General features: G+C 67.5%; 14 protein-coding genes. 11 read left to right on the top strand and 3 right to left on the bottom strand.

The features are described 5' to 3' along the window. Positions 1–3: 3 nt before the first annotated feature. Positions 4–1,104 (bottom strand): Brp/Blh family beta-carotene 15,15'-dioxygenase, encoded by a 1,101-nt coding sequence (locus LI337_RS11915; protein WP_227230064.1) that lies wholly within the window; start codon positions 1,102–1,104, stop codon positions 4–6. A gap of 176 nt (positions 1,105–1,280) precedes the next feature. Here LI337_RS11915 and LI337_RS11910 point away from each other — a divergent pair, with 176 nt between their 5' ends. Together LI337_RS11910 and LI337_RS11905 are read left to right on the top strand one after the other, a co-directional pair. Further along, positions 1,281–2,249 carry an ROK family protein gene (locus LI337_RS11910; RefSeq protein ID WP_227230063.1) on the top strand — a complete coding sequence of 323 codons (969 nt, stop codon included), beginning with the start codon at positions 1,281–1,283 and terminating at the stop codon, positions 2,247–2,249. Positions 2,250–2,516: 267 nt separating this feature from the next. Then, complete coding sequence (locus LI337_RS11905; protein ID WP_227230062.1) at positions 2,517–4,601, top strand: bifunctional metallophosphatase/5'-nucleotidase; 2,085 nt, start codon at positions 2,517–2,519, stop codon at positions 4,599–4,601. Positions 4,602–5,083: 482 nt separating this feature from the next. Here the strand turns inward: LI337_RS11905 and LI337_RS11900 are convergent, their stop codons facing one another. Next, entirely contained in the window at positions 5,084–5,851 is a 768-nt protein-coding gene (locus LI337_RS11900) for an Imm49 family immunity protein (protein ID WP_227230061.1), read from the bottom strand. After that, complete coding sequence (locus tag LI337_RS11895) at positions 5,851–6,804, bottom strand: aminopeptidase (protein ID WP_227230060.1); 954 nt, start codon at positions 6,802–6,804, stop codon at positions 5,851–5,853. The genes LI337_RS11900 and LI337_RS11895 overlap by 1 nt, the downstream gene beginning before the upstream one ends. Before the next feature lie 214 nt (positions 6,805–7,018). Here LI337_RS11895 and LI337_RS11890 point away from each other — a divergent pair, with 214 nt between their 5' ends. The 9 genes from LI337_RS11890 to LI337_RS11850 all read left to right on the top strand — a co-directional run bounded on the left by LI337_RS11890 (position 7,019) and on the right by LI337_RS11850 (position 21,449). Further along, positions 7,019–8,077 carry a type II glyceraldehyde-3-phosphate dehydrogenase gene (locus LI337_RS11890; RefSeq protein ID WP_227230059.1) on the top strand — a complete coding sequence of 353 codons (1,059 nt, stop codon included), beginning with the start codon at positions 7,019–7,021 and terminating at the stop codon, positions 8,075–8,077. Between the two features lie 64 nt (positions 8,078–8,141). Next, entirely contained in the window at positions 8,142–8,633 is a 492-nt protein-coding gene (locus LI337_RS11885; protein WP_227230058.1) for a hypothetical protein, read from the top strand. A 101-nt stretch (positions 8,634–8,734) separates the two neighbouring features. Then, positions 8,735–9,088 (top strand): cell division protein SepF, encoded by a 354-nt coding sequence (locus LI337_RS11880; protein ID WP_227230057.1) that lies wholly within the window; start codon positions 8,735–8,737, stop codon positions 9,086–9,088. A gap of 81 nt (positions 9,089–9,169) precedes the next feature. After that, positions 9,170–12,118 carry an excinuclease ABC subunit UvrA gene (gene uvrA / locus LI337_RS11875; protein WP_227230056.1) on the top strand — a complete coding sequence of 983 codons (2,949 nt, stop codon included), beginning with the start codon at positions 9,170–9,172 and terminating at the stop codon, positions 12,116–12,118. Between the two features lie 415 nt (positions 12,119–12,533). Continuing rightward, positions 12,534–14,912, top strand: a complete 2,379-nt coding sequence (locus tag LI337_RS11870; RefSeq protein WP_227230055.1) for a DUF7282 domain-containing protein — start codon at positions 12,534–12,536, stop codon at positions 14,910–14,912. A gap of 83 nt (positions 14,913–14,995) precedes the next feature. Then, on the top strand, positions 14,996–16,648 hold the full coding sequence (locus LI337_RS11865; protein WP_227230054.1) for a DUF7282 domain-containing protein: 1,653 nt from the start codon (positions 14,996–14,998) through the stop codon (positions 16,646–16,648). A 169-nt stretch (positions 16,649–16,817) separates the two neighbouring features. Continuing rightward, complete coding sequence (locus tag LI337_RS11860; protein WP_227230053.1) at positions 16,818–19,124, top strand: DUF7282 domain-containing protein; 2,307 nt, start codon at positions 16,818–16,820, stop codon at positions 19,122–19,124. A gap of 157 nt (positions 19,125–19,281) precedes the next feature. Beyond that, entirely contained in the window at positions 19,282–20,406 is a 1,125-nt protein-coding gene (locus LI337_RS11855) for a glycosyltransferase family 2 protein (RefSeq protein WP_227230052.1), read from the top strand. Positions 20,407–20,447: 41 nt separating this feature from the next. After that, positions 20,448–21,449: a WD40/YVTN/BNR-like repeat-containing protein gene (locus tag LI337_RS11850; protein WP_227230051.1), complete on the top strand. Its 1,002-nt coding sequence runs from the start codon at positions 20,448–20,450 to the stop codon at positions 21,447–21,449. The last annotated feature ends 401 nt before the right edge of the window (positions 21,450–21,850 follow it).

Genomic DNA, 21,850 nt, shown 5'->3' with positions numbered 1-21,850 from the left:
TGCTCAGGGCACGTACCAGATGCCGCCGTCGTGGTCGAACCACGAGCCGACGACGACGTGCGGGAGCGCGATGATCGAGACGAAGACGCTCCAGAACGCGACGCCCCCGACCAGCAGTGTGCTCCCGCCGAGCGGGTTCGGCGAGAGCGTGTAGAGCAGTGCCGCGAGGCCGAAGGTGGCGACGCTCCCGACGACGAGGACGCCCCACGCGCCGAGCGTGACGACGCGGGTATCCTCCGAATCGAGGAAGCCGAGCAGGTCGGCCGTCTCGTCGGACTCGTCGGGGTCGAGTCGGCTGTCCCGCCCGTCGATCTCGACCTCGCGAGCGACCTGCCGGGCCGAGTACCAGAACGGGAAGTACAGGCCGACCGCGACGACGACCGGCACGACGAGGAAGTAGCCCGCGAGCAGGACGCTGTCGACCGCGTCGGCGACCCACGAGCCACTCCCGTCGCGGCGGACGAAGCCGAGGCCGAGGTGGGTCCCGAGCGCCAGCGCGTAGCCCCCGCCGGCCAGCAGGCGCGTGGTCTCGAAATTCGCGGCGTAGGGGCCGAGCGCGCCCGGTTCGAAGATGCCGACCATCAGCGAACTGAACGTGTGGAAGGTCCCCGGGAACGCGAAGAGGGGCACGACCATCACCGCGCCGCCCCGGACGGCGGCGGCGAGCGCGCGCTGGACCCGGCTCTGCAGGTGGCCCGTGCCGGTCGTCGCGTCCATGACGTGCAGGCCGCCGTGGCCGCCCTTCGCCACCGCGACGCCACAGGCGACCGCGAGGCCGAGCACCGGCGAGAGGAAGAACAGGGCGACGAACGCCCCGATGCCGCCGAGGTACAGCGCGAGGTACGTCGACTGGAAGGCGATACCACGTCGTCGGAGGTTCGAGAAGTGTTCGTAGCCGCCGTGTGGGAGGTTCATGGCGACCATCCCGAGCAGGTAGACCCCGGCCTGCCACTGCATCGGGATCGTCACCTCGGCGGCCCGGAGGCCGAGGAAAGCGACCGCGAGACCGACGAGTGCGAGTCGGGAGACGGTCAGCGGGCGATTCTCGCCGACGACCAGCGACCGAACGTGGGTGGAGTGGGGTGTGCGTGTCTCGACGCCCATCGTCTGTCACCACGCCGGCATAGGGACTCTACCGCGGTAGTCGGGGCACCTCACCTCTGTCGGTTTTGAAGTGGGGTCGGCTCTCTCGGTCGGTCGTTCGGCCGCCGACGACTCCGTCCCGCCACCCCCCGGAGTAAACACGGTTAAGTGGTGGCGTGTCGCTGTGGGAAACAGGAATGGCCTACTACGTGGGCGTCGACCTCGGGGCGACGAACGTCCGGGCGGCGGTGGCCGACGGCGAGGGAACAATCCTCGGACGGAGCGACGCGGGCACGCCGCGCGGCCCGACCGGTATCACCGTGACGGAGGCGGTCCTGTCGGTCACGCGCGGGGCGTGTGACGCGGCCGGGATCGACCCGTCGGAGGCGCGTGCTGCGGGGATCGGTGCCATCGGCCCGCTGGACCTCGCCGAGGGTGTCGTCGAGAACCCGGCGAACCTGCCCGACACCATCGACCGCATCCCGCTGACCGGACCGCTGTCGAACCTGCTGGAGACCGACCGCGTCTACCTGCACAACGACACCAACGCGGGCGTCATCGGCGAACGCTTCCACAGCGAGCGCAACCCCGACGACATGGTGTACCTCACCATCTCTTCGGGCGTCGGTGCCGGCGTCTGTGTCGACGGCAACGTCCTCTCGGGGTGGGACGGCAACGCCGGCGAGGTCGGCCACATGACGCTCGACCCGCACGGGTTCATGACCTGTGGCTGTGGGCACGAGGGTCACTGGGAGGGCTACTGCTCGGGGAACAACATCCCCCGATACGCCGCCGAACTCCACGCCGAGGACCCGGTCGAGACCGCCCTGCCGGTCGAAGACCCCGACTTCTCGGCAGTCGACGTGTTCGAGCACGCCGGCAGGGACGAGTTCGCCGACCACGTGATCGACCAGGTGGCCTACTGGAACGCGATGGGCGTCGCCAACATCGTCCACGCCTTCGCACCCCTGATCGTCTTCGTCGGCGGCGCGGTCGCGCTGAACAACCCCGAGTTGACGCTGGACCCGATCCGCGAGCACCTCCCGGACATGGTGATGTCGAACATCCCGCAACTCGAACTCACGACGCTCGGCGACGACGTGGTGCTGAAGGGGGCCATCGCCAGTGCGCTGACGGCCGGCACCGGCGACCGCAGTCGGATGTGAAGAGTCGGCTCACCGCTACCGCACTGTCACCGTACCGCTACCGCACTGTCACCGTACCGCCACCGTACCGCTACCGCACTGTCGCCGCACTGCCACCGTACCCGACTCCGTCTGTGTCTCGACAGCCTCCAGACGACGCTCCAGTCGAAGCCCTGCCGTGGGCTATCTACCACTCCGTACCACCCGGTAGTTCCTCGGTGCAGAACAGTTGTCGTATCTATATCTTACAGTTAGGTTTATGTCGTAGATTTCGCACTACCTACGTGGATGCGACGCACACTCGTCCACCTGATTCTGATCGGCTGTCTCGTCACGGCCGGGTTCGCCCCGGTCGCCGGGACGGCGATCGCGACAGACGCCTCGACTACACACCAGACCCCGACCGCGACCGACGTCTCGCCCGCGCCGGTCGCGGCCGACACGACGACGAACACGACGAACGCCTCGACGGCGGACGCGTCCGCGACTGAGACGCAGACGGTGACGCTGTTGACCTACAACGACGTCCAGACCGCCGCCGCCGAAGACGGGAGCTTCCCCCGGATGGTGACGGCGATCGAGGAGCGCCGCGCGGCCACCGACAACCCGACCGTCGTGGCCGGTGCGGGTGACCAGATCGGTCCGCACGCACTCTCGCCGATCAGCGCCTACCGCGCGCCGGTCGACGTGCTGAACACGGTCCAACCGGACGCCGACGTGATCGGGAACCACGAGTTCGACTACGGCCTGCAGGAGATCGACAACGTCACGCGGGACTCTGAGTTCCCGTGGCTCGCGTCGAACCTCGTCAACTCCACGACCGGCGAACCGTTCTCCGGCACGGAGAACTACACCGTCGTCGAGCGTGACGGCGTGAAAGTCGGCTTCATCGGTCTCGTCGACCGTGGCGCGACCTACGGCAAGACGAACATCGACTTCGCCGCGGAGGGCATCACGCTGGAGGACTACACGCAGGACGGTCCCGAGACCGCCCGCTACCTCAAGCAGCAGAAAGACGTCGACGTGGTCGTGGCGCTCGCCCACACCGGCGTCCCGGACGCGAAGGAACTCGCTCGTGCCGACGAGGGAGCCATCGACGTGATCGCGGTCGGTGACGACGAGCAGTTCTACCCGCCACAGGAGACCTCCGGGACGGTCATCACCGAAGCCGAGGCCCGCGCGGACTACCTCGGCGAACTGAACCTCACCGTCGAGAACGGCGACGTGACCGCGTGGAACGGTCGCCTGATCGACACCTCGACGTACGCGAAAAACGAGACCGCCTCGCGGATCATCACCGACTACCGTAGCGAGGTGAGTCTCGACTCGACCGTCACGGTCAGCGAGACGAAACTCGACGCCCGATTCGCCACGAACTACCACCGCGAGAGCAACTACGGTAACCTGATCACCGACGCGATGCGCGCCGAGGCGGACGCCGACGTGGCGATCACGAACGCCGGCGGCATCCGGTCCAACTCGCAGTACGGTCCCGGTCCGATCACCGGCGGTGACGTGTTCAACACGCTCCCGTTCCCGAACACGCTGGTCACGGTCGAACTGACCGGCGCGGAGTTGAAGGAGACGCTGGCCAGTCAGGTCGTGACGCTGGAGTCCGACACCGGCCAGCAGTTCGGCGAGGAGATCAGCCAGCAGACCTCCGGGGTTCGCTTCGAGTGGGTCCCCCACGAGAACGCCAGCCCGCAGATCCGTGACGTGTACGTGAACCGCGCCGGGCCGGACGAACCGGCCGACTGGGAGAAACTGGACGAGGACGCGACCTACGAGGTCGCCGTCAACAACTTCATGGCGGCCGGTGGCTCGGGCTACCCGCTCGCGGACGAACCCCGCGTCGAGGAGTCGGACAAACTGATCGCCACGGTCGTCGTCGACTATCTGGAAGCCCGCGACACGGTGAACCCGCAGGTCGAAGGCCGGATGGAACGCGTCGACAGCGACGCCAGTGACGCCGAGGTCCGCGCCGACGGCAACGGCAAGGTCGTGCTGACGCTGGACGCCCCGAGCGACGTCGAGTCGGTCGAGGCCGACAGCTTCACCCTGACCGCGAAGGCCGCCGGTGTCGGCAGTGTCCAAGCAGAGAAGGTCGTCTTCGACGCCGAGGACGACCGTCTCGTCGTCCGGTTCGACGACGCCCAACTCGCGAACTACGTGAACGGCGACGACGCGGAACTCGACCTCTACGGCGAGTACGAGTCCTCGCAGTACGAGTTCGTCTACTTCGAGCACGCCCGCCTGAACGCCGACATCACGGTCGAGTCGGCCGAAAAGGGGACGCAGAAGGGCAACGCAGGCAACGGCAAGCAGAACGCAGTCGCCGCCCCGACCGCGACTGCGACCGCAGTGGTCGCCTGATCGAGTCGGCAGACGACACCCAGATAGCACCGCAGACGCGCGACCTTTCTTCTGCGATGCCAGTGCGCCGAGCGACAGGTATCCCGAATCGTCCGACTCGACACAGAATTCGGCGCGTGCGACTGACGCGCGCGAGGGAGAATCGCGGGCGGTGTGGAGAGCGATTCGAGGCTGGGGAGGACGAGGTGCGGTGCTGGTGCTGTCGCGGTGCTGGTGCTGTCGCGGTCTGCGGTCGAATGTTCCGGTTGTCCCGGATCGAGTAGCGTTGCTGTCGCGGTTGCGGCCTGCGGTGTCGTCGCGGTTGCTATCGCGGTCACGGCTTGCGGTGCGGTATTCGTCGCGGTCGCGGTCTGCAGTGCGGTATTCGTCGCGGTCGCGGCTCCGAGCGCTCCCAAAGTCTGGTATGCTGTCGCCGCGACGACCGTGACTACAGTCGCTCTCGAACCTCGAACGAACCAGCCGAAACCAGATGCATCAAAACATCATTCCGCAAAAGCGCAGTCCGGCACGAACGGCGCGTCCACAGACACGTCCAGTCCGCGATCACGCGCCAAGAGAGTCAGCGACGTCGCCGGCAGATTCACCAACTCGCGTGGGTCCTCCGGCCCGCCCTCGAACCCCCGGCGATGAAGGTCCAGAAAGTCCGCGATGCCCGCCTCCACCGTCGCCGTGTTCCGGTTGGCGATGCCCGCGAACACCTTCGTCCGGCGCTCGAAGTACGGGCGCTTCTCGTCGGGTAACTCCGCGACCAGCGACCGGTACTTTCTGAGCCAGCGCCACTCGTCGTCGTCGGTCACCAGCGCGGCCGTGAACCGGGCGCGGAAGTACTTCGTCCGGAGCAGAGCGCTGTCGAACGCCAGCAGGTAACTCGAATCCATCTCGCGGGCCGTCTCGGCCAGTTCCGACTGGACCTCCTCGCGCCGGGAGACGGTAGCCGCGTGGAGACCGTTCTGACACAGTTGCGGTTCGGTCGGCCAGTCGGGGTCCTTCCCGGCGACCCGGCGCTTCCGGGACTCGATCACGCTGTCCCGCGCGTGGAGCGCCGACCGCTTCCACCAGACGCGGGCGACGGGCACCTCCCGCAGGACGAGGTGGTCACTGCCGAGTGTCCGGCAGACAGAGTGCTGGCGGGCGTGGTACTGCGGGACGCCGGCGTCGTCGATGCGGTCGTCCGCGAACAGTTGCTCGCGCTCCTCGAAGCGGCGCTGGTGGCGGGCGATCCGGTTCTCCACGTCGCTGGCACCGAGCATTACGGCTGTGGGAGGTCGACCGGGGTGCCGTCTGCGGTGACGGTCGGGTCGCGGACGATGCCGTCCAGATGCAGGGGGGCGTCGGTGTCGCCGCCGATGCCGGCGTCGTCCCCGATGGCGATGTGGATCGTGCCGGCGGCTTTCTCGTCCAGCAGGACCGATCCCACGAGTTCGGTCACACCGACGTTCGTGCCGATACCCAGTTCCGCGAGGTTGTAGGCGTCCCGACCGACTTCCTCGGCGGCGTCCTCGATCTGCCCTCGGATCGCGTCGTCCGAGACGTGCGTGACGGAGCCGTCTTCGACCTCGAAGCGGAGTTCCTGTCCCGCGTCCAGCAGGCCGTGGGGCATCATCGTCCCGTCGACGACGAAGGTCCCGTTCGCCGTCTCGGGACTGACGAACGTCTCGCCGGCCGGGAGGTTCGACATCTGCCCCGGTTCGTGGACGATGCCGGTGTCCATCAGCCACTCGCGGTCGCCCGGTTCGAAGGTGATGTCGGTGCCCGCCTCGGTCGTGACGCGGATCTCCTCGGCTCCAGCCACCTGCTCGCGGACCGACTCGCAGTGGGCCGCGATGGTCTCGTAGTCGGCGTCCAGTCCCGTCAGGAACACCTCCTCGGTGATGCCCGGCAGGGTGGCGACGCGGGCACCGGCCTCGTTCGCCCGGCCCCGTGCTCGGGTGTGGCTCAGGCTCTTGGTCGTCGGCGCGAGCACCACGTCGGCCCCGGCCATCGCGGCCGCGACCGGTCCCGGCGGTTCCTCGCCGTGCTGGTCGCCCGGCGGGTAGCGGGCGATCACGGCGTCGTCGGTGATCTCGCTCGCCACCTCGTACAACGCCTCGCCGATGTCGACGCGTTCGTCGTCCGTGACGACGACACAGGACTCGTCGTCGGCGAGGTTCATACACTGCCGGACGGCCGTCTCGGCCGCCTCCCGGCGTGTCGGGTCGCTCATGTCGCTCGCTTCGTGACGGGGTGCGTTAGTTCTTCTTACTCGACGGTCAGGTCGCTCGCCCGACGTGATCGCTCTAAGCCACACTCGAACTGCCACCGTCGAGAAAAATCCACAGACGACGACGGCGAATCAACGAGGTGCTTACTCGTGGGGTAGTTAATTTCTTTTCTGATCGCCCGAAAGTATTATCGGGGTGGTCCGCAGAGTCGGTCGTATGTTACAGGTAGGCGTCAACGGCTACGGCACGATCGGGAAACGCGTCGCCGACGCGGTGGAGGCGCAACCCGACATGACCTTAGCCGGCGTCGCCAAGACCCGACCGAACTACGAGGCAGAGGCCGCCGTCCGCAAGGGCTACCCGCTGTACGCCGCGATCCCCGACAGAGCCGACCGATTCCACGACGCCGGTGTCGATCTCGCGGGCGACGTGGAAGACCTCGTCATCAAGAGCAACGTGGTCGTGGATACGACGCCCTCCGGCATCGGTGCGGCCAACCGCGAACTGTACGACCGGTACGACACACCGGCGATCTTTCAAGGGGGTGAGGACGCCGACGTCGCCGACACGAGTTTCGTCGCCCGTGCGAACTACGACGACGCCGAGGGTGCCCAGTTCGTCCGCGTCGTCTCCTGCAACACGACCGGACTCTCCCGCCTGCTCGCACCGCTCCGCGAGGAGTACGGCGTCGAGAAGGCGCGCGTCACGCTCGTCCGGCGGGGCGGCGACCCCGGCCAGACCTCACGCGGCCCGATCAACGACATCCTCCCCGACCCGGTCGAGATTCCGTCTCACCACGGCCCGGACGTGCAGACCATCTTCCCCGATCTGGCAATCGACACCCTCGGCGTGAAGGTCCCGGCGACCCTGATGCACCTCCACAGCGTCAACGTCACGCTGGAGTCCGCGCCAGACGCCGAGGAGGTCCGCCGCCTGCTCAGCGAGGAACCGCGCCTGTTCGTCGTCCCGGAAGTGGCCCGTATCGACGGCACGGGGAAACTGAAGGAGTTCGCCATGGACACCGGTCGGCCGCGCGGGGACCTCTGGGAGAACTGCATCTGGGAGCGCTCCATCTCGATGGAGGGGCGTGATCTGTACCTGTTCCAGTCGATCCACCAGGAATCGGACGTGATCCCGGAGAACGTGGACGCGGTGCGGGCGATCACCGGCACGGCGGAGCAGGCCGAGAGCATGGCGATCACCGACGACCGGTTGGGTGTCGGACTGGAGAGTCTGTTCGACGGGCCCCGGAAGCGAGTGGTGCCCCGGTCGTAGCGAGGCCGGTGACGGTGCGGGTGGCCCAGAAGAGATTTACTCCCGAGCGAAGACCGACCGATCGATGCACCGCTCCGGACTGTCGTTGCTCCTCTGTCTCCTGGTGTTGATCGCCGGTTGTGCCGGCGGCCCGCCGGCGACGCCCACCCAATCGGAGACGACCCCGACGCCCACTCAGTCACAGACGACGGCGCCCCCGACCAGTTCACCCACGCCGACGGTGCAACTCTCGAACGCCACGGCGGGCGAGCGCGCCATCGCGGCCGAGAAGCAGCGCATCAGCGCCGAGACGAGCGACTGGGAGGACCTGACGGACCTCAGTTTCGGCATCCTGCGACCGGCGACCTACTCGGTCGTGAACCGAACCGAGTCCGGCGTGCTCGTGTCGGTCCAGGTCGGGTACAGCATGGAGTTCGCCTGCGGCCCGTCGGACGACCCGACCGACGCCGTGGACGGGGCGGCCACCGAGACCCGGTACCTCGTCTCGCCGGAGGAGACGCGACTCGTGAGTGTACAACAGGAGCTCTATCCGGGCGGCGAGCGCTTCTGTGCGTGATCCCGAGAGACGAAGGCACCGCCTCGACAGAACCGCCCACAGCCGGTGTCATCCCTCCGTCTGACGTAAGAACTAATGTCCCACTGCCCGGTATCGTTGCTATGGGAATTATGAGCAAAATCCTCAGTAACGGAGAGAACCACTCCACTGAGGACTACGTCGAACTCGACCTCGACGACTTCGACACCGCCCGGGGGGAAGCGGGGATGCAGGTACACATCGCGGAGATCGGCGACCAGCGCGACGTGATCGCCATCAAGGACGCCGTCTATGACGGCGACTTCGTCATCGCGGACATCACGCGCCTGCGGACGCAGGACTCCACCGCCGAGCACATCATCGACGAACTCCAGCAGGTCGCCGCCGAGGTGGACGGCGACATCGTCCAGAAGGGTGACGACCAGCTCATCATCACCCCGACCGGCATCAACATCGCCCGACAGAAGCTGTCCTGAGCACGGTCGCCGCGCGGTCTCTTCTCGACGCGGTACCGGAACCGATGGGTATTCGGAGCTACCGCCCATAGCACGCTTCAGATGAGCAAGGACTACATCGAGGTTCGAGGTGCCGAGGAACACAACCTCAAGGACCTCGACGTGCGAATCCCACGGGAGAAGTTCAACGTCGTCACGGGGCTGTCGGGGTCGGGCAAATCCTCGCTCGCGTTCGAGACCGTCTACGCCGAGGGCCAGCGCCGGTACATCGAGTCGCTGTCCGCGTACGCCCGGAACTTCCTCGGGCAGATGGACAAACCGCAGGTCGAGTCGGTCGAGGGGCTCTCGCCGGCCATCTCCATCGACCAGAAGAACGCCGCCAACAACCCCCGCTCGACGGTCGGGACCGTCACCGAACTCCACGACTACTTGCGCCTGCTGTACGCCCGCGTCGGGACGCCGCACTGCCCCGAGTGCGGCCGCGAGGTCGGCGAGCAGTCCGCCCAGCAGATGGTGACGCGCATCCTCGAACTCCCGGAGGGCACCCGCGCCAAGATCGCCGCGCCGGTCGTCCGCGACCAGAAGGGGGCCTTCGAGGACCTGTTCGACGACCTCGTGAGCGAGGGCTACTCCCGCGTCGAGGTCGACGGCGAGGAGTACGACCTGACCGTCGACAAACCCGATCTGGACGAGAACTACGACCACACCGTCGACGTGGTCGTCGACCGCGTGAAGGTCAGCGTCGAAGCCAGATCACGGATCACCGACTCCGTGGAGACCGCCCTCGAAGAAGCGGACGGCGTGCTGAAGGTCATCCTCCCCGACCCGCCGGAAGGGTTCCACCTCGGCACCGAAGCCCGCGCGACCGGCGACCTCGCGGGCGACGACGACGAGCGTCTCGTCGTCGAGTTCTCCGAGGAACTCGCCTGCACGCACTGCGGCATCGACTTCTCGGAGATCGAGACACGGTCGTTCTCGTTCAACAGCCCCCACGGGGCCTGCCCGGAGTGTGAGGGCATCGGCGAGACGAAGGAGGTCGACGAGGACCTCGTCGTCACCGACCCCACCAAGCCCCTGAAACACGTCTTCGAGGCGTGGAGCTACAACCGATCGTACTACCGGACCCGCATCGACAACGTCGCCGAACACTTCGGCGTCTCGGTCTCGACGCCGTGGGACGAACTGGCCGACGACGTCCAGCGGCAGTTCCTCTACGGCACCGACCGACAGGTGGAGTTCACCCGCCAGACGAAGAACGGGACGCGCCGGAAGACCAAGCGGTTCGAGGGCGTCATCCCGAACCTCGAACGCCGGCACGTCGAGACGGACTCGAAGGGCACCCGCGAGCACATCGAGGAGTACATGGCCGTCACGACCTGCCCCGACTGTGAGGGCACGCGCCTCAAGCCACAGTCCCGTTCCGTCCTCGTGGACGGCACCTCGATCACCGAGGTCAACCAACTGTCCATCGGCGACGCCTTAGAGCACTTCGAGGAGATGGAAGCCGACCTCACGGACAGGGAACGGACCATCGCCGAGGAGATTCTGAAGGAGATTCGCGCCCGCCTCGGCTTCATGTGTGAGGTCGGGCTGGACTACCTCACGCTCGACCGGGAGGCCTCCACCCTCTCGGGTGGCGAGAGTCAGCGAATCCGCCTCGCCACGCAGGTCGGTTCCGGGCTGGTCGGCGTGTTGTACGTGCTGGACGAACCCTCGATTGGACTGCACCAGCGCGACAACGACCGCCTGCTGAACACCCTCGAAGGCCTGCGAGACCTCGGCAACACCCTGCTCGTCGTCGAACACGACGAGGAGACGATGCGCCGGGCGGACAACGTGATCGACATGGGCCCCGGTCCCGGTCGGCGCGGCGGCGAGATCGTCGCCCACGGCGACTTCGACGAGATCGTCGCCAGCGACGACTCGGTGACGGCCGACTACCTCTCGGGTCGCAAGGAGATTCCGGTGCCCGAAGAGCGCCGGGAGGCGGACGGCGAACTCCGCATCCTCGGCGCGCGCCAACACAACCTGAAGGATCTGGACGTGTCGCTCCCGCTGGGGCAGTTCACCGCCATCACGGGCGTCTCCGGGTCGGGCAAGTCGACGCTGATGCACGACATCCTCTACAAGGGACTCGCCCGCGAGATGAACGACAACACGTCGGTCGATCCGGGCGAGCACGACGCCATCGAAGGAATAGCGGAGATCGAGACCGTCCGGCTCATCGACCAGTCGCCCATCGGCCGGACGCCGCGGTCGAACCCGGCGACCTACACCGGCGTCTTCGACTACGTCCGGGAACTGTTCGCCGAGACGAAGCTCTCGAAACAGCGCGGCTACAAGAAGGGGCGCTTCTCGTTCAACGTCAAGGGCGGCCGGTGTGAGGAGTGTGGCGGGCAGGGCACGGTGAAGATCGAGATGAACTTCCTCTCGGACGTGTACGTCCCGTGTGAGGAGTGTGACGGCGACCGGTACAACGACGAGACGCTGGACGTGACGTACAAAGGGAAGACCATCGCCGACGTGCTCCAGATGGAGGTCGACGAGGCCCACGACTTCTTCGAGTCGAACTCACAGATCCGCCGTCGACTCAAACTGCTGAAGGACGTGGGACTCGGCTACATGCAACTCGGCCAGCCCTCCACGACGCTCTCTGGCGGGGAGGCCCAGCGCGTCAAACTCGCGGAGGAACTCGGCAAGAAGGATTCGGGCAACACGCTCTACCTGCTGGACGAACCGACGACCGGCCTCCACAAGGAAGACGAGCGAAAGCTGATCGACGTGCTCCACCGCCTGACCGACAACGGGAACACGGTCGTCGTCATCGAACACGAACTGGACCTGGTGAAGAACGCGGACAACGTGCTGGACCTCGGGCCCGAGGGCGGCGAGGCCGGCGGCCAGGTCGTCGCCACCGGCACCCCCGAGGCGGTCGCCCGGAGCGAGGACTCCTACACCGGTCGTTACCTGCGTGATCTGCTCCCCGACGTGGAGATGGAGGGGCCGCGTTCCGACCGGCGGAAGCCCGCGAAGGCTCCGAGCGACGACTGAGAACGGCACTTTTCATTTCACACACGACTCGTTCAGTGCTCCGCCAGTCGAGCTAATCGATCGATTGCCGGGCGAGCGACGCGACTTCTGATCGGCTCGGCGTCGCCCGAAAGGTCTGCTTATCCGATCCCGTGTCGCCGGGCCCGCGATCCTGCTCGCTTGGCGGCCGGCGCTGGCGTCCCGGTCGGTGCCGGTGCTATCGAGCCTACAGCCCGTAGTGCGGGCGTGAGCCCCCGGTAGTCCGTCCATAACAATCCAGTTGGGTCGGAAACAGGATGGCTGGTAGCCAGCCGGCCGGCACTGCAGTCGGGTGGGCCGACGGCCGGCGGGGTGTCGCGGCGGTCGCTCGTGATCGTCGCGGTAGTCCGGCGGCGGTCACCACGGGAGGCAGGCCGACGGGGGAGTACCAACCACAATGACACACGATACATCCTTTCAGACGCTGCGCGGGGTACTCGTCGCATTCGTCTGCCTCGGTCTCCTCACGGCCGGAGCCACGGCAGGCGTGGTCGCGGCTCCCGCGAACGCGGACGGTGAGCCACTCACCGGTCCCGCGACAGTACAGTCCAGCGCGGTACAGACCAACCCGGAACCACTCGACGTCTCGCCGGAGCCGTTCACCGGCCTGAACGTCTCGAACGACGACCTGGTGCTCTACGTGAACAACGGCTCGGTCGACGTCGGGACGTTCACCCTCCAGACCGAACTGGAGGGTGAGAACGCCGACCTGCTGTTCGGCTCCGGCTTCCCCGGCACCTCGTACCTGACGGTGCAGGTGGACGGGACGAACTACACCAGTGCCGACATCTTCGGCGCGAGCGAGTCGATGGATCCGTACGTGACCCAGCGCCCGACCGCCGTCGACGAGAACACCATCGTCACCGAGTGGACCCTGCCCGAGGGCGTCGTCGTCACGCAGACGATCACGCTCGACGGCCAACTCGCCCGGTTCGACGTGGACGTCGAGAACACCGACGACACGGCCCACGACGTGAACACGCGGTTCCTGTTCGACTACCAGGTCGCAGAACAGGACGGCAGTCCGATCTGGCTGGAGGGCGAAGTCGTCACCAACGAGGTGACGTACGACGACCCGGCGTTCGACTCGTGGAAGACCTACGACACGGTCCCCGAACCGACCCTCGTCGGGCAGGCGAACACGATCACCCAGCCGACGCGCGTCCAGTTCGTCGACTGGGGCTTCGCCTTCTCGACACCCTACGACTACACGACCAATCCGAACACCGAGTTCTACAACGTGAGCCAAGAGTCCGGCGACAGCGCCGGCCTGCTCTACTACGACCTCGGCACCCTCGACCCGGGCGCGTCGACGACCGTCTCCACCGAGTACGGCGTCGGCGAACCCGGCGAGGGGAGTGAGACGCTGAACCTCGTCTTCGAGGACCAGTCCACCGACGGCACGAGCGTCGAGATCAGCTCGGTGTTCCTGCCCGACGGCGGCTTCCTCGGCGTCTACAACGAGTCGGACGCGCTGGTCGGCACGTCCGCGCTCCTGCCAGTCGGCGCGAGCGAGAACGTCGCCGTCCCGGTGAGTCCGACGCTCACCGAGTCACAGGAACTGACGGTCATCCCCTACCGCGACGACGGTGATGGCACCCCCGAACTCGGCGGCGACGACGCCCCGTACTCGGTCGAGGGTGAACCCGTCACCGAGTCCGCGAACGTGACCGTCGGCGCCGCGCCGATGGCCGACGCGGGCGACGACCAGACCGTCGAGGAGGACGACACCGTCGAACTCGACGGCACCGGCTCTAGCGACCCGGACGGTGACGATCTGACCTACGCGTGGGAGCAGACCGCCGGCCCCGACGTGGGAGCGCTGACCGACGGCGACACCGCGACGCCGGAGTTCGAGGCCCCGAGTGTCAGCGACGACACCGTCGTCAGCTTCGAGCTGACCGTCACCGACACCGCCGGCAACAGCGACACGGACACGGTGAACGTCACCGTCGAAGACGACGCGGCACCGCCGGAACCGAGCGCGGACGTGACCTTCGCGGACCAGACGAGCGACGGGACGACCGTCGTGGTCGAGTCGGTCACGATGTCCGAGGGTGGCTTCGTCGCCATCCACAACGACAGCCTGTTCGACGGCGACGCACTCGGCAGTGTCGTCGGCGTCTCGGGCTACCTCTCGCCCGGGACTCACGAGAACGTCGAGGTGACGCTGTTCGACGTGCCCGGCGCGACGTTCGGCGACGACAGCCTGCCGGCCGGCGAGCAGACGCTGATCGCCATGCCGCACTTCGACAGCGACGGCGACGAGGTCTACGACTTCGTGGCGACCGGCGCAGACGTGGACGGCCCGTACCTCGGTGTGGACGGACCGGTGATCGACACGGCACAGGTGACGGTCGAGGCGGAGGAACCGGAGACGGTGTACTACCAACTCGACTTCGTCGCTGGCTCGGCCTACCAGCAACTCGGCCCGGAGTCCGGGAACGACTTCTACGCCGAGGAGGACCGCCTGTTCCGGTTCGCGCACGGCAACAGCGACGAGGGCATCACCTCGAAGGACACCGCGTGGCCCAGCGAGGAACTGCGGCAGTGTGTGACCTACGGCCACATCAACCAGGACGGCGACACGGCGTCGATCACCTTCACGGTCGAAGACGGCTGTGAGGAGACGCTGACGCTCGCGGTCTACGAGAAGCCCGGTCCCGGCTTCGATCCGGGTGCCACCCAGACGCTCGTCGAGAGCGACTCCGGCACCTTCAGCCCCGGCACCTACACGCTGACCGTGGAACTGCCCGACGGCGAGGAATCGGCCTGAGCACCTCCGGGTCGCTCGCCCGACCCGACTTCTTTCGACACTAACGACCGATTAGCTTTGTCTCCGATGGCTCGTGTCACGGTATGCGCCCACACAGAGCCTCGCTCGCGGTCACACTCACGCTCCTCCTGGTACTCGCTCCTGTTGCTGGAGCCGTCGGCGGTACACACGCGATCGGCCTAACGGACCTCGGTCTCTCCGGGGACGCGACGATCCAAGCGGAGACGGCGACAGTCGACATCCGTGATCAGCAGGTCAACGCCTTCGTCTACTCCGACCGGGTGCGCGTCGCCTCGGCCACCCTGCCGGACGGCGGCTTCCTCGCGCTGTACGACGAGGACGGCGGCCTCGTCGACACCACCGACCCGAGTCCACCGGGTGACTACACCGACGTCGCGTTCGAACGGGATCTCTTGGACCGGACACAGAACGTCACGGTCGTCGCATACCGGGATAGCGACGGCGACGGGACTGCCGAGGCGGCCGGCAACCGCACCGATCTCGGGACCGCCGAAGACGACCCGTATCGAGTCGACGGCGTGCCAGTGACCGAGGAGGCAGCTGTCACACTGTTCGTGAACACGCGACTCGATCTCGACACCTACCTCGACACCTATGGGCCGGACGCCTTCGTCGAGGGGAGCATCGTGACTATCACCGCACGTGTGAGCAACTACGTCATCTCTAACGAGGGCGTCCCGGTCACGCAGGTCGCCGGACCGAACGCCACTCGCATCTCCGACGAAGCCCCCGGGGCTATCGGGTACGGCGGCGGACAGTTCGTCGCCCCGGCGGTCGAGCAGCCGACGACACTCGTCTTCCGGGCGACGTACACCGACATCTACGGCAACACCGTCACCGAGACCATCGACGTGGTGATCGAACCGGCACCCGCGACCCCGACCGCCTCGGTTGATTTCCGTTCGGTAGACGCCGACGGCCGGAACGCCACGCTCGGGGATATCTCCTCGACCGAGGGTGGGTTCGTCGCAATCTACGACGAGCCACCGACGACGGCCGGTCCCGAGGACGTGATCGGCGTGACGAACTACATCAGGCCGGGAACGTACGAGGGAATCGTCAGGCCGGGGACGCCGGACGGCACCTCGTTCCGCACGACGTTCCCGCTGTTCGACGTGCCGGGCCGGACCTTCGACCGCGAGACCCTCACCGAGACGCAGACGCTGTACGCGGTCTTCCACCGCGACACGGACGACGACCGGACGTTCGACTTCGCGACCAGCGACGGCGCGGACGACGGCCCGTACGTCGGTGACGACGGCCCCGTGTCGGACGAGAGACAGTTCACGTTCGTGCCGGAGCCGCAGGTGTTCTACCAACTCGACCTCGTCGGCGGCGAGCCGTACCAACGACTCGGCCCGCACGCCGACAACGGCTTCTACGGCGACGAGACCGAGAACGAGGACCGACTCCTCGGGTTCGCCCACGGGAACGACGTCGACGGCCTGACGCTGGTCGACGCCGCGTGGCCGAACGACGACCTCCGCGCCTGTGTCGAGACGGGGCTCGAAGTGACCGCAGACGAGGAGACCGCCTCGGTGACGTTTACCGTCGCGGAGGGCTGTGACGACGTGGAACTCACCTTCGCCGCCTACGAGAAACCGGGTCCGGGCTTCTCCCGGTCGATGAACCAGACCCTCGTGGACGCCGAGACCGACAGCTACGGGCCAGGGACCTACACCGTCACCGTCGAACTGCCCGACGACGAAGAGTAGCCAGCGACTACCGACGCGGATTTCGCCACACTGCTCGCCGGCCAGCGAGGCATAAAGACAGCGTTTTCCGACAGTAACAGTCGGATAACTATCCCCCTCTCTCGCTTCGTGTCGACCGACCGACGATCTGCGGGCGGCAGCCACGCCGAGCACTCGGTCGTCACTTCCCATGCTCCGATCAACAGCCGCCGTCCTCGTCCTCTGTCTCGCCCTCGTCGTGGCAGGCGTGGCCGTCGGTGATCCACTCGACGCCGGGGGCACAGCCAGCCAGCAAGCGACCGACCCACCGCAGTTCGACCTCTTCACCCTCGAAGAGGAGTACAGCGAGGGTGAGACGATCTCGATCTACGTCGACGTCGACTCCGCGAACGGCGGGGTCACCTCGGTGAACACGACACAGGTCGACGGGACGCAGGCGGAGAAACTCCGCGACGTGCCGCCGGACGGCTTCGAACCCAGTCTCGTCGCGCAGTTCGTCGCGCCCGACGAGGTCGAGGGACCGGACGACCCCGACGTCGCACTCACCGAACGACTCACCTTCCGGGTGAACGTCACCGACGGGGTCGGGAACACCGGCTCAGAGGAGATCACGGTGAACGTCGATTCGGCCAACCCGGAGACGCCGACCGTCTCCTTTGCCGACCAGACGACGACCGGCGAGTCGGTCGTGGTCGAGTCGATCGAGAGCTATCAGGACGCGTTCGTGGCCATCTACGACGAGTCGCCCGCAACTGCCGGTCCAGAGAACGTCGTCGGGGTCGCACCCGCCGAGGAGGACGGCCCGACGACCGTCGATCTATTCGACGTGCCCGGAAGAACCTTCGACCGCGAGAATCTCACCGAGAGCGGGACGCTGTGGGCCGTGCTCCACGTCGATCTGTACGAGGACGACCAGTTCGACTATCTGACGAGCAACCGGCAACTCGACCAGCAGTTCACCGACGAGAACGGCGCGGTGATCGCCGACTCGGCGACCGTCACCGTCGTCGAACCGGAACCCGAGCCGAACGCGACGATCGACTTCCGCGACCAGACGCTGTTCCAGATCGAGGAGGACTTCGTGACGGTCGATTCGACGACGCTCCGCGACGGCGGCTTCCTCGCGCTGTACGCCGACAACGGGACGCTGGTCGCCACGAGCGACCTCCTCCCGAGCGGGACGACCGACGACGTGGCGTTCCCGGTGACCGAACTCCCGGCGAGTCAGAACGCGACGGTCGTCGCCTACCGCGACACCGACGGTGACGGGACCGCCGACCCCGCCCCGACCGTGAGCGACCTGACTGCCGGCGACGACGACCCGTACCGCGAGGCGGGCGAACCGGTCGCCGAGACCGCGTTCGTGCAGGTCGGCGAACCGCCGAACATCGATGCGTTCGTCGCCGAGGAACTCTACACGGAAGGAGACGACATCGACATCTTCGTCGATATTCTCGATCGCAGTGGCGAGATAGTCGACGTGACGACGACACAGATCGCGGGGCCGCAGGCGACGAAAGTCGCCGACGAACCGGCCGACGACCGCACCGAGTACGGCGCACAGTTCGTCGCGCCGGAACTCACCGAGGGGGCCGAGGAGTTCCTGACCTTCCGGGTGACGATGACCGACGAGTACGGCAACGTCGGTACCGCCGAGATCACCGTCGCGGTACAGGACACGCCCGAGCCGAGTCCGCCGGAGGTCGGCTTCCCGGATCAGCGCACGAACGGCGAGACGGTCGTCGTGGACGCGATCAACCGCTCGACTCCCGCGTTCGTGGCGATCTACGACGAACCCCCGGCGACGGCCGGTCCGGAGAACGTGATCGGTGTCGCGCACGCTGACGGAGCCGAGACGACTGTCGACCTGTTCGACGTGCCGGGTCGGACCTTCGACCGCGAGGAACTCACCGAGGGCCAGCGACTCTGGGCTGTCCTCCACGCCGACGACCCGCAGGACGGCGAGTTCCGGTTCGTCACGTCCGGTGGAAGTGAGGACCAGCCACTCACGAACGAGACCGGTGCAGTCGTCGCCGACGCGGCGGATGTCGGTCCGGTCATGACCTACTACCAACTCGACCTGCTCGGCGGCGAACCGTACGAGCGACTCGGCCCCCACGCCGACAACGGCTTCTACGGCGACGAGACCGAGAGCGAGGACCGACTGCTCCGGTTCGCGCACGGGACCGACGTGGACGGCCTGACGGACCACGGGACCGCCACGCCGCAGGACGAACTGCGCGAGTGTGTGCTCGCGGACCGATTCGAACTCGGTCCTGACGGCGAGACTGCCTCGGCGACCTTCACGGTCGCGGAGGGCTGTGACGACGTGGAACTCACCTTTGCCGCCTACGAGAAATCCGGTCCGGGCTTCTCCCGGTCGATGAACCAGACGCTCGCGGACGCCGAGACCGACAGCTACGGACCCGGAACCTACACCGTCACCGTCGAACTCCCGGAGGGTGTGGCAGACGGTGGAGAGGGCGACGGTGAGTGAGCGACTGACAGCCACGAGCGAGACGACAGACGGCGCGGTAGGTCGCAGATAACCAAACCCGCGAGACGCCTCGTCACGGTCGAGTGAGCCGTCACCTCGACGCTCTGTGAGCACCCCCGGCGACCGACGACACGCCGTGATCCAGCCACCGACCGCCATGACAGCAGACAGTGACCGACCGACCGACTCGCACGCGCCCACCGACACGGTCGGCGAGTCGTCGCCGGACGACGAGCCGAACACCGGCGACGCGCCAGTCGGGGCTGTCGGTGACGACGCGGCCCGGCACGACACCGCCGACTCGCCGGCTACCGACACACCGACCGTCTCGGTCGTGATCCCGACGCACTTCCGGAACGAGCGTCTCCGGGCCGCGCTGGACAGCGTGGCGGCACAGACCTACCCCGCGATAGAGACGGTCGTCGTGGACGACTCGGGCGAGCGCCACGCCGAGTCGGTCGTCGCCGACTTCGACGCCCGGTATCTCGCCTTCGACGAGAACCGGGGGTCGAACGCCGCCAGGAGCGCCGGCGTCGAAGCCACGTCGGGCGAGTTCGTCCAACTGCTGGACGACGACGACCGACTGCGGCCCGAGAAGCTGGCTCGACAGGTCGCGGCGTTCGACTCCCGTCCCGAGGTCGGCGTCGTCTACTGCGGGATGTGCTTCGAGGACGGTCGGGTCGTGACACCCGACCCCGAGGCGCGCGGCGAGGTTCTCCACCGTGCGCTGGCGTTCGACCTCTACCCCTGCCAGACGACGACGATGTTGCTCCGGCGGTCGGCACTCTCGACCGTCTTCCCCGCTCCGGAGCGCCCCGGCGGTGACGACCTGGCGTACACGGTCGAACTCGCCCGGCGGACCGAGTTCGACTTCGTGGCCGACCCGCTGGTGGTTCGTGGCTCCGCCGACGGCGGCGGAGGCGGGACCGACGGCGAACGTTCGCGCGGCTCCTCGCTCGGCCTCGTCGAGGGTCGGATGCAGCTCCTGGACGAGTACGCCGATCTGTACGACGACTCTCCCGACTGGGTGCGTCGGCAGGCGCTGGTCGGGACCTACCTGTTCGAGGGGCGGACGCGCCTCGCCGACAGGGTGTGGTCGGCCGGTGCGATCACCGCGTTCGCCCGCGCCGCGTGGCTCCAGCGGGACGCCTACACGGTCGGCCTCTGTCTCGCGTCGCTGGCCGGCAAGCCCGGCATCGCCATCGGGTCGGCGGTGAGCGACCGGCTCTCGCCGGACGTCGATGCGCCGGCGGGGACGTACCACGGGCCGAAGCAGGCGTGAACGGGTGGGACGTTTTTGCCCCTCCACGCACTACGTCACCTATGACCACGATATTCGCCGGCATAGACGACCGACTGGTCGTCGTGGACGGCGACGAACCACGGGTGACACGACCGGGGTCGAGTCGGCTGGAGTGTGTCGCGGCCAGTAGTCCGGAGCGGTTGCTGGTCGGAACGCTGGAAGACGGTCTGCTCGGATCGACCGACGGCGGGGAGACGTGGACCCGCCTCGGCGCGGACACCATCGAGTCGGACGCCGTGACCGCGCTGGCCGAGAACCCGCAGGACCCGACCGAACTGTGGGCCGGCACGGAGCCGAGTGCGGTCTACCGCTCGACGGACGCCGGCGAGACGTGGGAGTCGACGCCGGCCGATCTGACTGCACTACCGTCCAGCGGCGAGTGGGCGTTCCCACCCCGGCCACACACCCACCACGTCCGGTGGCTGGAAGTCGATCCACGCGATCCGGAACACCTGTTCGTCGCAGTCGAAGCGGGCGCGCTGGTGACGACCCGCGACCGGGGGGAGACGTGGCGTGACCGCCCGCCAGGGTCCCGCAGGGACACCCACAGTCTGGCGATCCACCCGGACCGCCCGGCCGCAGTGTACTGTGCCGGGGGCGACGGCTTCGCTCGCAGTCCGAACGGCGGCGAGAACTGGACGGCCCCGCAGACCGGCCTGGACCACCGCTACTGCTGGAGTGTCGCCGTCGACCCCGGCGACCCGGACACGGTACTGCTCTCGGCGGCGTCGGGAGCCTACGCGGCACACACGGCCTCGCGGGCCGACACACACGTCTACCGGCGGGACGACTGGGACGAGACGGGGTCGTGGGAGCGACTCGACGACCGGGGCCTGCCGACCGGCGAGGGCGTGACTCGACCGGTGTTCGTCGCCGGCGACCAGGCGGGCGAACTGTACGCCGTGAGTAATCGGGGACTGTACCGGACCGGCGACGCGGGTGACTCGTGGCGACCGGTGACCTCGGCGTGGCCGGATGGGTTGTCGGCGACTGCCTGTCGGGGTGTGGCTGTGGTCGAATAGGGTAGAGAGAACGTGGCTTGGAATCGGTTTCGTGAGGCTGGTTCTGCCGGGTGGGTCGTGGACGACGAGCGGTGAAAGCCCCCGACCGCTCGACCGGCCGCGACTTCCTGCGCGCTTCCCTCGGGCTGGCGGCCGAGGCCGCCAGCCCTCAGTCCAGTGCTTAGTGCGTCGGGGCCGGGTCGAGCGGTCGGCCCCTTTCAGTCCCACCCGAGGACTTTGCGGGGACTCACGCAACTCCCGGTGGACCAGTCGGTTTCAGCGCGACTGCCTACCTGAACCCGTCGGCTTGCTTGAGCCGGGTGCATCCCGGCGAAGTGCGCGACACGAGGCTCGCCCGAGGCGACCCCCCGTCGCCGAGGTGTCGCGCCAGCCCGTTCGACTGGTGTCGGGCCGTTCGACCC

This window comes from Salinirubrum litoreum (genome assembly GCF_020567425.1).
Classification (GTDB): Archaea; Halobacteriota; Halobacteria; order Halobacteriales; family Haloferacaceae; genus Salinirubrum; species Salinirubrum litoreum.
The sequence above is the reverse complement of the archived record's forward strand: the minus strand, read 5'-3'. Positions and strand labels throughout refer to the sequence as shown.